Raw genomic sequence first — 15243 nt, 5'->3', positions numbered from 1 at the left:
CGCGACGCGCGGGTTCACGTCTCTATCTCTGATTCCTTTTTCAGAACAGTCTCTTCATCAATGGAGTCCCACATGGAAGACCTCAAGGACAAGACAGCCCTCGTCACAGGCGCCAGCACCGGCATAGGAGCGGCGGTGGCCATCGCCTTCGCCGCGCGCGGCATGCGCGTGGCGGTGCACTACAACAGCTCCGCCGACGCGGCGAACCAGGTGGTCGACACCATCCGCGCGGCTGGCGGCACCGCCTTTGCGCTGAAGGCCGACGTGCGCGACACGGGCGCGATCCGCGAGTGCGTGAAGCAGGCTTCGTCGCAGTTCGGCGGCCGCATCGACGTGCTGGTGAACAACGCGGGCAGCCTGGTCAGGCGCGTGCCGATCGCGGAGTTCGATGACGCGCTCTTCGACGAGGTGCTGCACATCAACGCGCGCTCGGTGCTCGCGTTCTGCCGCGAGGTGGTTCCGTTGATGCGCAAGAGCGGCGGCGGCAACATCATCAACGTGACCTCGGTCGCGGCGCGCACCGGCGGCGGGCCTTCGGCCTACCTGTACGCAGGCTCGAAGGGCTTCGTGAGCACGGCGACGCACGGGCTGGCGAAGGAGCTGGTGGGCGATCGCATCCGCGTGAACGCGGTGGCACCGGGCGTCATCCAGACCCCCTTCCAGGACCGCTTCTCCACGCCCGCGATGCTGGAGAACTTCCGCGCCAGCATTCCGATGGGCCGGCTCGGCGAGCCCGAGGAATGCGTGGGCGCGTTCCTCTATCTCGCCTCGGAACAGCTCTCGGGCTACGTCACCGGACAGGTGATCGAGGTGAATGGCGGGCAGTACATGCCCTGAGCCTCCGGCGCCCTCCCTTATTCGGCAATCAACGCAAACCACGACGGAGACAAAGAAGATGACGATCCCATTCCTGCGCAAGCTCGCGGCCCTCGCGGGCGCGGCCTGCATCGCCTTCGGTGCAGCAGCCCCCGCGGCCCATGCCGCCGGCAACGACTACCCCAACCATGTGGTCGAGCTGGTCGTTCCCTACCAGCCCGGCGGCGGCACGGACGCGCTCGCGCGCGCCTTCGCCGACGCGAGCCGCAAGTACATGTCCGAGAGCATCGTGATCGTGAACCGCCCCGGCGCGGGCGGCGCCATCGGCTGGAACGAGGTGATCCATGCCAAGCCTGACGGCTACAAGCTCGCGGTGCTCACGGTCGAGCTGCTCACGCTGCCGCACCTGGGCCTGGCGAAGTTCAACTACGACGACTTCCAGCCCATCGCGCAGCTCAACGCCGACCCGGCCGCCATCACGGTGAAGGCCGACTCGCCCTACAACACCATCGAGGAATTCGTCGCCGCCGCGAAGAAGAAGCCAGGCGAGATGGGCGTGGGCAATTCGGGCACGGGCTCGATCTGGCACCTGGCCGCCTCGGCACTCGAAGACAAGACTGGCGCCAAGTTCAACCACATTCCGTTCCAGGGCGCCAACCCCGCCGTGCTGGCGCTGCTGGGCGGCCACGTCGAGGCGGTGGCCGTGAGCCCGGCCGAGGTTTCCACCTACGTGCAGGCCGGCAAGCTCAAGATGCTGATGGTCATGGCCGACAAGCGCCTGCCCGCCTTCGACAAGGTGCCCACCGCGAAGGAGCGCGGCATCGACATCTCGATCGGCACCTGGCGCGGCCTCGGCGCGCCGAAGAACACGCCGCCCGAAGTGATGGCCAAGCTGCGCGACATCGCCGCCAAGACCGCGAAGGAGCCGGCGCTGCGCGAGGTGATGGACAAGCAGAACCTGGGCTACGTCTACACCGACGGCGCCGCCTTCAAGGAAACGCTGGCGAAGGACAACGAGTACTTCAAGCAGCTCATCACCAAGTTGGGCATCAAGCCCTGAGGGAGGCATCGCATGCAACGCCGCACACTCATCCGCACCGCCCTCGCCTCTTCGGTCGCCGCAGCGCTTCCGGCTGCCTTCGCGCAAGGCAGCGGCAACTGGCCCACCGGCAAGCCCATCACCTATCTCGTGCCCTTTCCGGCGGGCGGCACCACCGACGTGCTGGGCCGGCTGATCGGGCAGAAGCTGGGGCCGGCGCTGGGCACCACGGTGATCATCGACAACAAGGGCGGCGCCGGCGGAAGCGTGGGCTCCGAGATCGGCGCGCGGGCCGCGCCCGACGGCTTCACGCTGGTGGGCGGCACGATCAGCTCGCACGCGATCAACATCAGCCTGTATCCCAAGCTCGGCTACGACCCGCAGAAGTCGTTCGCACCGGTGACGCTGATCGGCACCAACCCGGTGGTGCTGGTGGTGAACCAGGCGAGCCCCTGCAAGACGCTGAAGGACGTGATCGAAGCCAGCAAGGCCAAGGCCGGCGGGCTCTCGTCGGCCTCGGCCGGCACGGGCACCTCGCAGCACCTGGCGCTGGAACTGCTGGCCTACAAGTCGGGCGTGAAATTCACGCACATCCCGTACAAGGGCAGCGGCCCGGCGATCCAGGACGTGATCGGAGGGCAGGTCGACATGATGTTCGACACCACCGTGGTGGCCGGCCCGCACATCCAGAGCGGCAAGCTGCGCGCGATCGCCGTCACCTCGGCGAAGCGGCTGGCCTCGATGCCCGACGTGCCGACGGTGGCGGAGTCGGGCGTGCCGGGGCTGCAGGACTTCGAGGTGGTGTCGTGGCAGGCGATCTTCGTGCCCGCGAACACGCCGGTGCCGGTGGTCGACCGGCTGCACGCCGAGATCCGCAAGATCCTCGCGACGCCCGAGATGCAGGACAAGCTCAAGGGTTTCGGCATGGAGCCGGCCGACCTGAGCACCACGCAGATCGCGGCCTTCCAGAAGGCCGAGGTCGAAAAGTGGGCGCAGGTGATCAAGGCGGCGGGCATCAAGCCCGACTGACCGGCTGATCGGCGGGGGCGGCCCGGAGGCGGCCGCGGATGGCCGGGAACCAAGGGAAGCTTCCTACGCCCCGGGCGAAAAGCCCTTTATAGAATGCCCCTCCGATCCGCTTTCCAGATCATTGCCACGTGTCCGACCGCTCCGCCGTACTGCCCCAATACCTGTTTCCCAAGCAGGCCCTGACCAATTTCGCCGGCTGGGTCGCGGGCAAGGAGCGGGGCGCCGTCACGACGTGGATCATCCGGCGCTTCGTGGCGAAGTACGGCGTGGACATGGGCGAGGCGCTCGAGTCGGACATCAGCCACTACAAGAGCTTCAACCAGTTCTTCACGCGCGAGCTCAAGCCCGGCGCCCGGCCTATCGCCCAGGCCGACCTGGTGTGCCCGGTGGACGGCGCAATCAGCCAGTTCGGCGCCATCGAGGGCGACCAGATCTTCCAGGCCAAGGGCCACAACTACACGACCACCGCGCTGGTGGGCGGCGACGCCACGCTGGCCGCCAAGTTCGCGCACGGCAGCTTCGCCACGCTCTACCTGAGCCCGCGCGACTACCACCGCATCCACATGCCCTGCGACGGGCGACTGGTGCGCATGATCCACGTGCCGGGCGACCTGTTCTCGGTGAACCCGACGACGGCGCGCGGCGTGCCCGGCCTCTTCGCGCGCAACGAGCGCGTGGTGTGCGTCTTCGAATCGGCGCGCGGGCCCTTCGTGCTGGTGCTGGTGGGCGCCACCATCGTCGGCAGCATGGCCACCGTCTGGCACGGCGTGGTCAACCCGCCGCGCGTGGGCGAGCTGCGCGAGTGGCACTACGCCGATCAGCAGATCGACATCCGCAAGGGCGACGAGATGGGCCGGTTCTTGCTGGGCTCCACCGTCGTCATGCTCTTCCCGGCGCCTGCGCTGGCCTTCAACCCGCAATGGGCGCCGGGCCGCGCGATCCGGCTGGGCGAAGCCATGGCCGACTACACCAATTTGTGAGGCTTTGTCTCACAACCCGCATCCAGCTTGTATTTACAGCTACAAAACTAGTAGCATTCTCATCGATTGCGATATAGTCGCCGGCCAACGAGACGGTTCATAACCAACCACAAGAACGCGAGGCATCGCCCTGCCCCCGCCAGGTCGACGGCCCGCCCAGCTTCGAGGAGATGATGTCGATGAGTACCAAGGAAAACGCAGCCATCAGCCAGCTGCTCGCCCTGCTCGAAGCCCGCTACGCACTGCGCGTGCTCTGGGCCCTGCGCGACGGCCACGCGCAGACCTTCCGCCTGCTGCAGGACAGCGTCGGCGGCATCACTCCCAACACGCTGAACACCCGCATCAAGGAACTGCGCGAGGCCGGCCTCGTCGGCCACGGCAGCGACGGCTACAGCCTCACGCTCAGTGGGCAGGACCTGCTCAAGCGCCTGTCCGACCTGCAGGCCTTCGCCGGCAAATGGCAGCTCGGCCAGCAGAAGAAGGCTGCGGCGACTGCGACTGCCGTGCCCGCCGCCACGGCCCCGAACGCTCCCGCCGCGCCGGTCTCGGCCCCGGCTCCCCCGGTTTCGGCTCCCTCCGCGGACCCCCTCGCATCGCCCGCTTCCGCACCCGCACCGTCCGGCGACGACACCAGCCACGGCTGACCGCGCCCCGGAGCCGCCTGCCGGGCATCGGTAAACTCCGCTCCTTCGATCCACGGATCTCACATTCGACGCAAGGAACGCTCCCCATGCCCACCACCCCCTCCGGCCTGCAATACGAAGACACCGAAGTCGGCACCGGCGCCGAAGCCAAGGCCGGCCATCACGTGCACGTGCACTACACCGGCTGGCTCTACAACGACGGCGTGCAGGGCGCCAAGTTCGACTCCAGCCGCGACCGCAACGACCCCTTCGCGTTCTCGCTGGGCGCCGGCCAGGTCATCAAGGGCTGGGACGAAGGCGTTGCCGGCATGAAGATCGGCGGCAAGCGCACGCTGATCATTCCCGCGTCGCTGGGTTACGGCGCGCGCGGCGCGGGCGGCGTGATCCCCCCGAACGCCACCCTGAAGTTCGACGTCGAACTGCTCGACGCTCACTGAGCCCTCTGCCGACGCGGCGATAAGGCCCGGTTTCGGGCCTTTTTTGTGTCCCGAAGGCCGTTTCGACCCCATTTTTTCGCTTGAAAAGCCTCTGGCCAGCCCCAAGTGGCTGGCTATCGTTTGTTTTCCGGCGCCTGCCGGTTCTTTGAAAAATGTCTGACCCGCAACAATCCGCACAGAACTCTCAAATGCTGCAAGGCGAGCCAAGTCCCGAAGAACTGGAGGCGGCGCATGCCGCCAACGAGGCCGAGGCGCTCGACGCCCTGGCCGTCGCGCAGGCCGAACTCGCCGCGCTGCAGGCCAAGAATGCCGAACTGGCCGATCAGTACCTGCGCGCCCAGGCAGACGTGCAGAACGCCCGCCGCCGCGCCGACGAGGAAGTCAGCAAGGCCCGCAAGTTCGCCGTCGAGGCCTTCGCCGAAAGCCTGCTGCCCGTGACCGACAGCCTGGAAGCCGGCCTGGCCGTCAAGGACGCCACGCCCGAGCAGATCCGCGAAGGCGCCGAGGCCACGCTGCGCCAGCTCAAGAGCGCGCTCGAACGCAACAAGGTGATCGAGGTGGCGCCCGCCCCCGGCACCAAGTTCGATCCGCACCAGCACCAGGCCATCTCGATGGTGCCCGCCGACCAGGAACCCAACACGGTGGTGAGCGTGCTGCAGAAGGGCTACACCATCAACGACCGCGTGCTGCGCCCCGCTCTGGTCACCGTCAGCGCGCCCAAGTGACGCCGGACGCTCTGCAGTACACAAGATTCCCACAGGAAATCCCCGTTTCGTCCCTTGAATCGCAACGGGTTATCCACACGTTCATAACAACATAACTTTCAGGCTTTCAGGAGTAAGAACATGGCAAAGATCATCGGCATCGACCTCGGCACCACCAACTCGTGCGTGTCGATCATGGAAGGCAACACCACGCGTGTGATCGAGAACTCGGAAGGTGCGCGCACCACGCCGTCGATCGTCGCGTACCAGGAAGACGGTGAAGTGCTGGTCGGTGCCTCGGCCAAGCGCCAGGCCGTCACCAACCCCAAGAACACGCTGTACGCGATCAAGCGCCTGATCGGCCGCAAGTTCGAGGAAAAGGAAGTCCAGAAGGACATCGACCTGATGCCCTACACCATCGCCAAGGCCGACAACGGCGACGCGTGGGTGGAAGTGCGCGGCAAGAAGATCGCCCCGCAGCAGGTCAGCGCCGACATCCTGCGCAAGATGAAGAAGACCGCCGAAGACTACCTCGGCGAAACCGTCAGCGAAGCCGTGATCACGGTGCCCGCCTACTTCAACGACGCACAGCGCCAGGCCACCAAGGACGCCGGCCGCATCGCGGGCCTCGACGTCAAGCGCATCATCAACGAGCCCACCGCCGCTGCCCTGGCCTTCGGCCTGGACAAGCAGGACAAGGCCGACCGCAAGATCGCCGTGTATGACCTCGGCGGCGGTACCTTCGACGTGTCGATCATCGAAATTGCCGACGTGGACGGCGAGAAGCAGTTCGAAGTGCTGTCGACCAACGGCGACACCTTCCTGGGCGGCGAAGACTTCGACCAGCGCATCATCGACTACATCATCGGCGAGTTCAAGAAGGAACAGGGCGTCGACCTGAGCAAGGACGTGCTGGCCCTGCAGCGCCTGAAGGAAGCCGCCGAGAAGGCCAAGATCGAGCTGTCGAACAGCGCACAGACCGACATCAACCTGCCCTACATCACGGCCGATGCATCGGGTCCGAAGCACCTGAACATCAAGCTGACCCGCGCCAAGCTGGAAAGCCTGGTCGACGAGCTGATCGAGCGCACCATCGCTCCCTGCCGCCTGGCCATCAAGGACGCCGGCATCAGCGTGGGCGACATCAACGACGTGATCCTGGTCGGCGGCATGACCCGCATGCCCAAGGTGCAGGAGAAGGTGAAGGAATTCTTCGGCAAGGATCCGCGCAAGGACGTGAACCCCGACGAGGCCGTGGCCGTCGGCGCCGCCATCCAGGGCCAGGTGCTCTCGGGCGACCGCAAGGACGTGCTGCTGCTGGACGTGACCCCGCTGTCGCTGGGCATCGAGACCATGGGCGGCGTCATGACCAAGATGATCGCCAAGAACACCACGATCCCGACCAAGTTCGCACAGACCTTCTCGACCGCCGAGGACAACCAGCCGGCCGTGACCATCAAGGTGTTCCAGGGTGAACGCGATATCGCCGCGGGCAACAAGCTGCTAGGCGAATTCAATCTCGAAGGCATTCCGCCGGCAGCGCGCGGCACGCCGCAGATCGAGGTGAGCTTCGACATCGACGCCAACGGCATCCTGCACGTCGGCGCGAAGGACAAGGGCACCGGCAAGGAGAACAAGATCACCATCAAGGCGAGCTCGGGCCTGTCGGAAGACGAGATCCAGAAGATGGTGAAGGACGCCGAGCTCAACGCCGCCGACGACAAGAAGAAGCTCGAGATCGTGCAGGCGCGCAACCAGGGCGAAGCCATGGTCCACAGCGTGAAGAAGTCGCTGGGCGAGCACGGCGCGAGCCTCGAGGCCTCGGAGAAGGACGCGATCGAGACCGCGATCAAGAACCTGGAAGAAGCCCTCAAGGGCGACGACAAGGCCGCGATCGAGGAAAAGACCAACGCCCTGATGACCGCGAGCCAGAAGCTCGGCGAGAAGATGTACGCCGAATCGCAGGCCGCGGCCGGCGCCTCGGCAGCAGCCGGCGCGGCTGGCGCGGAAGCTGCATCGCACGCACAGGCTGACGACAACGTGGTCGACGCTGAAGTGAAGGAAGTCAAGAAGGGCTGATCTCCAGCCCGCCGACCAAGGCTGGAACACCTGAGAGGGTGCTCCAGCCTTTCTCGCTTCAGTCACCCGAGCTACCGCCGCTTCTCCTGATCTCCCGATCGACCTGCCATGGCCACCAAACGCGACTATTACGAAACCCTGGGCGTCCCCAAGAACGCCAGCGAGGAAGAAATCAAGAAGGCTTATCGCAAGCTCGCGATGAAGCACCACCCGGACCGCAACCACGGCGACACCGCGAAGGAGGCCGAGGCCAAGTTCAAGGAGGTCAAGGAAGCCTATGAAATGCTTTCCGACGGCCAGAAGCGCGCGGCCTACGACCAGTACGGCCACGCCGGCGTCGACCCGAACATGCGCGGCCCGGGCGCCGAAGGCTTCGGCGGCTTCGCGGAAGCCTTCGGCGACATCTTCGGCGACGTGTTCGGAGGCGGCGGCCGCCGCGGCGGCGGCCGGCAGGTCTTTCGCGGCAGCGACCTGAGCTACGCGATGGAGATCACCCTCGAGGAAGCAGCCGAGGGCAAGACCACCGAGATCCGCATCCCGACCTGGGACGAGTGCGAGACCTGCCACGGCTCGGGCGCGAAGCCCGGCACCAAGCCCATCACATGCACCACCTGCCACGGCGCGGGCGCGGTGCAGATGCGCCAGGGCTTCTTCAGCGTGCAGCAGACGTGCCCCACCTGCCACGGCAGCGGCAAGATCATTCCCGAGCCCTGCACCGCATGCCATGGCCAGGGCAAGATCAAGCGCAACAAGACGCTCGAAGTGAAGATTCGCGCAGGCATCGACGACGGCCAGCGCATGCGCGTGACGGGCAGCGGCGAGCCTGGCGTCAACGGCGGCCCGCCGGGCGACCTGTACATCGAGATCCGCCTGAAGAAGCACGACATCTTCGAGCGCGACGGCGACAACCTGCACTGCGTGGTGCCGGTGAGCGTGACCACTGCCGCGCTCGGCGGCGAGATCAACGTGCCCACGCTCAAGGGTGCGGCGGCCATCGACATTCCCGAGGGCACGCAAAGCGGCAAGCAGTTCCGCCTGCGCGGCAAGGGCATCAAGGGCGTGAACTCGAGCTACCCGGGTGATCTGTATTGCCACGTGCGCGTCGAGACGCCGGTGAAGCTCACCGAGTACCAGCGCAAGCTGCTGAAGGACCTCGACGAGTCGCTCAAGAAGGGCGGCGAGAAGCACAGCCCCACCGACAAGGGCTGGTTCGACAAGGCGAAGGAATTCTTCAGCTGATCGTCCTGCACACGCCGGGCCTGCCGCTGCGCAGGAGACCGGCGTCGTGCTTCGGGCCGGCCGCAATGGCCGGCCTCGGCATGCTCAAGCCCTGCTGAAAGGCTGGCCCCTGTCCACTTGAGGTTGAACAGCGAACCGGGGCCGCTTCGCTGAACACGGGGGCTCGAGAGCAGCCTCCCCGCTATCCCCACCTATCTCTGGAGCAGACCGGCCACCTTGAACTGGTGCACCGGCCACTGCACCCCTGGTCGCACCGATGCGGTGCATCTGCACCAGGAGGAACACGCCGACCCCGGCCCGGGCGCGATACCGACACCGACTCACGCGAGCCACCTATCCGAAGGTGGCTCAGGGTTTGCTTTTATATTTTTTTGGGTTGAGCAATAAACCGAACTGCAGATCGCGCGTTATTGCAACAGGAACGCCTGTTTTTTGAGCCTCGCCGCTCAATAGGCGATTTTTTCCCGGAGAAAAGGCAAAAACGGACGACGGCCATTCGGCATAGGTGTTTTCACCCGGAGAGAATGAAGAAAGCGAGCCTTTGAATTTACCTGAAATCCGGAAATTTGTTCCTTGATTTTGGTGGAACTTTACTTGGCAGCGTGGTTCTGAATTAACAAATGATTTGCCGGGTTCAATCTTTGCTTTATGCTGATTGTTAGCAGATTGTTGTAGGGGAGTTTTCCACGGCATGCAGCCATGGGCAGGCACACCTTTAAATGTTGCGCAAGCCTTTGCTGCACGCTATCGGGCCAAAAGCCCAACGACCTGAAGGAGGCGTGACCATGGATGTGATCAGCAACTTTGCCGCCCGCTACGAGCGAACCCGCGAGGAAGTCATCTCGCTGCAGGATTACCTGGACATCTGCAAGCGGGATCCCATGGCCTATGCCACTGCCTCCGAGCGCATGCTCAAGGCCATCGGCGAGCCCCAGCTGGTCGACACCCGCAACGACCCCCGCCTGTCGCGGATCTTCGCGAACAAGGTCATCAAGATCTATCCGGCATTCAAGGAGTTCTATGGCATGGAAGATGCCATAGAGCAGGTGGTGTCCTATTTCCGCCACGCAGCCCAGGGGCTGGAGGAAAAGAAGCAGATCCTTTACCTGCTGGGCCCGGTGGGCGGCGGCAAGAGTTCGATCGCGGAACGCCTGAAGCAGCTCATGGAGCACGTTCCCTTCTACGCCATCCAGGGTTCGCCGGTCAACGAATCGCCGCTGGGCCTCTTCGATGCGGTCGAGGACGGCGAGATTCTTGAAAAGGAATACGGCATCCCGAGCCGCTACCTGAATCGAATTCTTTCTCCCTGGGCCGTCAAGCGGCTCGAGGAGTACGGCGGCGACATCCGCCAGTTCAAGGTCGTCAAGCGCTATCCGTCGGTACTGCGGCAGATCGCGGTCGCCAAGACCGAACCGGGCGACGAGAACAACCAGGACATCTCCTCGCTGGTCGGCAAGGTCGACATCCGCAAGCTCGAAACCTACGCCCAGGACGACCCCGACGCCTACTCCTACTCCGGCGGCCTGTGCCTGGCCAACCAGGGCCTGCTGGAGTTCGTGGAAATGTTCAAGGCGCCGATCAAGGTGCTGCACCCCCTGCTGACCGCCACGCAGGAAGGCAACTTCAAGGGCACGGAGGGCTTCGGCGCCATCCCCTTCGACGGCATCGTGCTCGCCCACAGCAACGAGAGCGAGTGGAAGGCCTTCCGCAACAACAAGAACAACGAGGCTTTCCTCGACCGGATCTACATCGTCAAGGTGCCCTACTGCCTGCGCGTCTCGGAGGAGATCAAGATCTACGAGAAGCTGGTGCGCAACTCCTCGCTGGCCCACGCCCCCTGCGCCCCCGGAACGCTGCGCATGATGGCCCAGCTCTCGGTGCTCACGCGCCTGAAGGAGCCCGAGAACTCCAGCACCTTCAGCAAGATGCAGGTCTACGACGGCGAGAACCTCAAGGACACCGACCCGAAGGCCAAGTCGATCCAGGAGTACCGCGACTACGCGGGCGTCGACGAGGGCATGAGCGGCGTTTCGACGCGCTTCGCCTTCAAGATCATCTCCAAGGTCTTCAACTTCGACAGCTCCGAGGTCGCCGCCAACCCGGTGCACCTGATGTACGTGCTCGAGCAGCAGATCGAGCGCGAGCAGTTCCAGCCGGAAGTCGAGCAGAAGTACATCAGCTACATCAAGGAGCTGCTGGCGCCGCGGTACGCCGAGTTCATCGGCAAGGAGATCCAGACCGCCTACCTAGAGAGCTACAGCGAGTACGGCCAGAACATCTTCGACCGCTACGTCACCTACGCCGACTACTGGATCCAGGACCAGGAGTTCCGCGACGTGGACACCGGCGAAGTCTTCGACCGCGCCTCGCTCAACGCCGAACTCGAGAAGATCGAGCGGCCCGCCGGCATCGGCAACCCGAAGGACTTCCGCAACGAGATCGTCAACTTCGTGCTGCGCGCTCGGGCCGGAAACGCGGGACGCAACCCGGCGTGGACCAGCTACGAGAAGCTGCGCTCGGTGATCGAGAAGAAGATGTTCTCCAACACCGAGGAGCTGCTGCCGGTGATCAGCTTCAACACCAAGAGCAGCGCCGACGAGCAGAAGAAGCACGAGGACTTCGTGACCCGCATGGTCGAGAAGGGCTATACGTCGAAGCAGGTGCGCCTGCTCTGCGAGTGGTATCTGCGTGTGCGCAAGAGCTCGTGATATGGCACACCCCCAGGCTCCGCGCACTTCGTGTCGCTTCTCCACCCCCCTTGCAGGGGGCAACGCCAGCGGCCCGGCAAGGCCGGTTCCGCGGCGTTTCACGAAGGGACGCGGCCTGATCCGTCACTAAGGGAGCAGACACATCGTGGCCATCCTGCAGCAGATCATCGACCGCCGCCTGTCGGGCAAGAACAAGTCCATCGGCAACCGCGAGCGCTTCCTCAGGCGCTACAAGGGGCAGATCCAGGAGGCGGTGAGGCGCGCCGTCAGCGGCCGCAACATTCGCGAGCTGGAGCAGGGCGAAGATGTGACGCTGCCGCGCCACGACGTGTCCGAGCCCGTGTTCGGCCACGCTCGCGGCGGCGACCGCGAGTACGTGCATCCCGGCAACCAGGAGTACCTCAAGGGCGACCGCATCAAGCGGCCCGAAGGCGGCGGTGGAAGCGGCTCCGGCAGCGGAGAGGCCAGCGACAGCGGAGAAGGCGAGGACGACTTCGTCTTCCGCCTCACGCGCGAGGAGTTCATGCGCGTCTTCTTCGACGACCTCGCGCTGCCGCACCTCATCCGCACGCAGATCGCCGACGTGCCGGAATGGAAGAGCCACCGCGCCGGCTTCACCAGCGACGGCTCCCCCAACAACCTGCACGTGGTGCGCTCGATGCGCGGGGCCCTCGCCCGCCGCATCGCGCTGGGCGGAGAGCCGCGCAAGGAACTCAAGCGCCTGGAGGCCCACCTCGAGAGCCTGCAGCGGCATCCTCAGGCCGACCAGCCCTTCATCCAGAAGGAGATCCGCGAGACTGAAGAGCGCATCGCCGAAGTGCGCCGCTCCATGCGGCACGTGCCCTACATCGATCCCATCGACCTGCGCTACCGCAACCGCGTGAAGACGCCCGTGCCCAGCGCCAAGGCGGTGATGTTCTGCCTGATGGACGTGTCGGGCTCGATGGACGAGGCGCGCAAGGACATGGCCAAGCGCTTCTTCATGCTGCTGTACATGTTCCTCACGCGGCACTACGAGAAGATCGACCTGGTCTTCCTGCGCCACCACACCCAGGCACAGGAGGTGAGCGAGGAGGAGTTCTTCCATGCCACCGAGACCGGCGGCACGGTCGTATCGAGTGCGCTGGTGCTGATGGACGAGATCATCAAGGCGCGCTACCCCAGCGGCGAATGGAACGTCTACGGCGCGCAGGCCAGCGACGGCGACAACTGGCACCAGGACAGCGGCCGCTGCCGCGAGCTGCTGGTCGAGAACATCCTGCCGGCGGTGCGCTACTACGCCTACGTGCAGGTGGCCGAGACCGAGCAGAACCTGTGGCAGGAATACCAGCAGCTCGAGGGCGTGGAGCCCAACTTCGCCATGCGCAAGGTGTCCGAGGCGCAGGACATCTACCCGGTCTTCCGCGACCTGTTCAAGAAGGAAGGTGTGACGTCATGAACAACACCATCTCCGCCCCTCCCCCCGCCACCAGCCTGCCGCGGCTGGAGCGCCTGCCCAGCCCTTCGGACTGGACCTTCGAGCTGATCGAGACCTACCACTCCGAGATCGCGAAGACCGCCCGGAGCTACGGCCTGGACGTGTACGCGAACCAGCTCGAGATCATCACCGCCGAGCAGATGATGGATGCCTACGCCAGCGTGGGCATGCCCATGATCTACCGCCACTGGTCGTACGGGAAGCAGTTCATCGCCACCGAGAAGAACTACCGCCGCGGGCACATGGGCCTGGCCTACGAGATCGTCATCAACTCCGATCCGTGCATCGCCTACCTGATGGAGGAGAACACCATGGCCATGCAGGCCCTGGTGATCGCCCACGCGGCCTACGGACACAACAGCTTCTTCAAGGGCAACTACCTGTTCCGGATGTGGACGGACGCCTCGTCCATCATCGACTACCTTGTCTACGCGCGGCACTACATCGCCGAGTGCGAGGAGCGCCACGGCCTCGATGCAGTCGAGGAGTTGCTCGATTCCTGCCATGCGCTGATGAACTACGGCGTCGACCGCTATCGCCGTCCGCAGAAGCGTTCGCTGGCGCAGGAGGCCGCCCAGCGCGCCGAGCGCGAGCGCCACATGCAGCAGCAGGTGAACGACCTCTGGCGCACGCTGCCGCGCAGGAGCGAGCAGGCGGCCGAGGCCGATGCCGCCAGGCGCTTCCCGGCGGAGCCGCAGGAGAACCTGCTCTATTTCATCGAGAAGAACGCCGCGCTGCTGGAGCCGTGGCAGCGCGAGGTGGTGCGCATCGTGCGCAAGATCGCGCAGTACTTCTACCCGCAACGCCAGACCCAGGTCATGAACGAGGGCTGGGCCACCTTCTGGCACTACACGCTGCTCAACACCATGTACGACCGCGGCCAGCTCGCCGACGGCTTCATGATGGAATGGCTGAGTTCGCACACGGGCGTGATCTTCCAGCCGCCGGTTGGCCACCGCGCCTACAGCGGCATCAACCCCTATGCGCTGGGCTTCGCGATGTACACCGACCTGCGCCGCATCTGCGAGAAGCCGACGGAGGAAGACCGCCGCTGGTTCCCCGATTTCGCAGGCACCGACTGGCTGCGCACGCTCGACTATGCGATGCGCAACTTCAAGGACGAGAGCTTCATCGGCCAGTTCCTGAGCCCGAAGACGATGCGCGACTTCCGTCTCTTCGCGATCCGCGACTTCCAGAGCGAATCGGAGCTGGAGGTGTCCGCCATCCACGACGACAGCGGCTACCACGCGCTGCGCGAGTCGCTGTCACGCCAGTACGACATGGGCAGCCGCGAGCCGGACATCCAGGTATGGAACGTGGCCATGCGCGGCGACCGCTCGCTGACGCTTCGGCACACGCAGCGCAACAATCTGCCGCTGCACGACACGGCCGAAGAGGTGCTCAAGCACGTCGCGCGGCTCTGGGGCTTCGACGTGCATCTGGAGAGCATCGACAGCCAGGGCCGCATCAGCCGCAGCTGGAAGGCCTCGGCGCCGAAGCAGCTGTATTAGGCCAACCCCCAGGCTTCGCGCACTTCGTGTCGCGCGCGCCTTCCCCCTTGCAGGGGGCAGCAACACCTGCGGCCCGGCAAAGCCGGTTCAGCGGTGTTCCACGAAAAATTCGCTTTCAGGAGACCAACGCCGCAATAGCGAGGGTGTAGCCCTTCACGCCGAGCCCCACGATGATGCCCTTGGCTGCGGGCGAGATGTACGAGTGGTGGCGGAATTCCTCGCGCGCATGCACGTTCGAGATGTGCAGTTCGATCAGCGGCACGCTCGCGCCCTTGATGGCGTCGTGCAGCGCGATCGAGGTGTGGGTGTAGGCGCCGGGGTTCATCACCACGCCGATCATGTTGCCTGCCGCAACCTCGCGGCCGGCCTCCTGGATCCAGTCGATCAGCACGCCTTCGTGGTTCGACTGGCGGCATTCGATCTCCACGCCGTGCTTCGCACCCGTTTCCTTGCACAAGCGCTCGACGTCGGCCAGCGTGTCGCGTCCGTACTGTTCGGGCTCGCGCGTGCCGAGCAGGTTGAGGTTGGGGCCGTTGAGGACGAGGATTTTCTTCATGATGGTTGACGGAATCTGGCAAAC

General features: G+C 65.1%; 14 protein-coding genes. 12 read left to right on the top strand and 2 right to left on the bottom strand.

Annotated elements, in window-relative coordinates; genetic code table 11:
• The first annotated feature begins 72 nt into the window (after window positions 1-72).
• The 9 genes from FHY06_RS29345 to dnaJ all read left to right on the top strand — a co-directional run bounded on the left by FHY06_RS29345 (window position 73) and on the right by dnaJ (window position 8967).
• Window positions 73-837 (top strand): SDR family NAD(P)-dependent oxidoreductase, encoded by a 765-nt coding sequence (locus tag FHY06_RS29345; RefSeq protein WP_126185018.1) that lies wholly within the window; start codon window positions 73-75, stop codon window positions 835-837.
• A gap of 58 nt (window positions 838-895) precedes the next feature.
• Entirely contained in the window at window positions 896-1876 is a 981-nt protein-coding gene (locus FHY06_RS29340) for a tripartite tricarboxylate transporter substrate binding protein (RefSeq protein WP_126185019.1), read from the top strand.
• Window positions 1877-1888: 12 nt separating this feature from the next.
• Window positions 1889-2884 (top strand): Bug family tripartite tricarboxylate transporter substrate binding protein, encoded by a 996-nt coding sequence (locus tag FHY06_RS29335; RefSeq protein WP_184607198.1) that lies wholly within the window; start codon window positions 1889-1891, stop codon window positions 2882-2884.
• 128 nt (window positions 2885-3012) lie between these two features.
• Complete coding sequence (gene asd / locus FHY06_RS29330) at window positions 3013-3864, top strand: archaetidylserine decarboxylase (RefSeq protein ID WP_019655818.1); 852 nt, start codon at window positions 3013-3015, stop codon at window positions 3862-3864.
• 179 nt (window positions 3865-4043) lie between these two features.
• The gene (locus FHY06_RS29325; protein ID WP_184607197.1) at window positions 4044-4508 is read left to right on the top strand and encodes a winged helix-turn-helix transcriptional regulator; all 465 of its coding nucleotides are present in this window, start codon (window positions 4044-4046) and stop codon (window positions 4506-4508) included.
• 86 nt (window positions 4509-4594) lie between these two features.
• Window positions 4595-4945 (top strand): FKBP-type peptidyl-prolyl cis-trans isomerase, encoded by a 351-nt coding sequence (locus FHY06_RS29320; RefSeq protein ID WP_019655816.1) that lies wholly within the window; start codon window positions 4595-4597, stop codon window positions 4943-4945.
• Between the two features lie 152 nt (window positions 4946-5097).
• Window positions 5098-5670, top strand: coding sequence for a nucleotide exchange factor GrpE (grpE, locus tag FHY06_RS29315; protein ID WP_080647872.1), 573 nt, complete (start codon window positions 5098-5100; stop codon window positions 5668-5670).
• A 120-nt stretch (window positions 5671-5790) separates the two neighbouring features.
• Window positions 5791-7728: a molecular chaperone DnaK gene (gene dnaK / locus FHY06_RS29310; RefSeq protein ID WP_019655814.1), complete on the top strand. Its 1938-nt coding sequence runs from the start codon at window positions 5791-5793 to the stop codon at window positions 7726-7728.
• 108 nt (window positions 7729-7836) lie between these two features.
• A complete protein-coding gene (dnaJ, locus tag FHY06_RS29305; RefSeq protein ID WP_019655813.1) occupies window positions 7837-8967 on the top strand; it encodes a molecular chaperone DnaJ in 1131 nt (376 codons plus the stop codon).
• Window positions 8968-9315: 348 nt separating this feature from the next.
• On the opposite strand, the gene FHY06_RS29300 is transcribed toward dnaJ, so the two are convergent.
• Window positions 9316-9678 (bottom strand): hypothetical protein, encoded by a 363-nt coding sequence (locus FHY06_RS29300; RefSeq protein ID WP_221404434.1) that lies wholly within the window; start codon window positions 9676-9678, stop codon window positions 9316-9318.
• A gap of 74 nt (window positions 9679-9752) precedes the next feature.
• Between FHY06_RS29300 and FHY06_RS29295 the strand changes: the two genes are divergently transcribed.
• The 3 genes from FHY06_RS29295 to FHY06_RS29285 all read left to right on the top strand — a co-directional run bounded on the left by FHY06_RS29295 (window position 9753) and on the right by FHY06_RS29285 (window position 14663).
• Window positions 9753-11675 carry a PrkA family serine protein kinase gene (locus tag FHY06_RS29295; protein WP_020723179.1) on the top strand — a complete coding sequence of 641 codons (1923 nt, stop codon included), beginning with the start codon at window positions 9753-9755 and terminating at the stop codon, window positions 11673-11675.
• A 145-nt stretch (window positions 11676-11820) separates the two neighbouring features.
• Window positions 11821-13113, top strand: coding sequence for a YeaH/YhbH family protein (locus FHY06_RS29290; RefSeq protein WP_019655811.1), 1293 nt, complete (start codon window positions 11821-11823; stop codon window positions 13111-13113).
• Window positions 13110-14663 (top strand): SpoVR family protein, encoded by a 1554-nt coding sequence (locus tag FHY06_RS29285; RefSeq protein WP_019655810.1) that lies wholly within the window; start codon window positions 13110-13112, stop codon window positions 14661-14663. The genes FHY06_RS29290 and FHY06_RS29285 overlap by 4 nt, the downstream gene beginning before the upstream one ends.
• Before the next feature lie 115 nt (window positions 14664-14778).
• Here FHY06_RS29285 and aroQ read toward each other — a convergent pair whose 3' ends face one another.
• Window positions 14779-15219, bottom strand: a complete 441-nt coding sequence (aroQ, locus tag FHY06_RS29280) for a type II 3-dehydroquinate dehydratase (RefSeq protein WP_019655809.1) — start codon at window positions 15217-15219, stop codon at window positions 14779-14781.
• Between the last annotated feature and the right edge of the window lie 24 nt (window positions 15220-15243).

Origin of the sequence: Variovorax atrisoli (assembly GCF_014195185.1) — a bacterium.
Lineage (GTDB): Bacteria > Pseudomonadota > Gammaproteobacteria > Burkholderiales > Burkholderiaceae_C > Variovorax > Variovorax atrisoli.
Note: the sequence above shows the minus strand (reverse complement) of the source record. Positions and strands in the feature narration are given on the sequence as shown.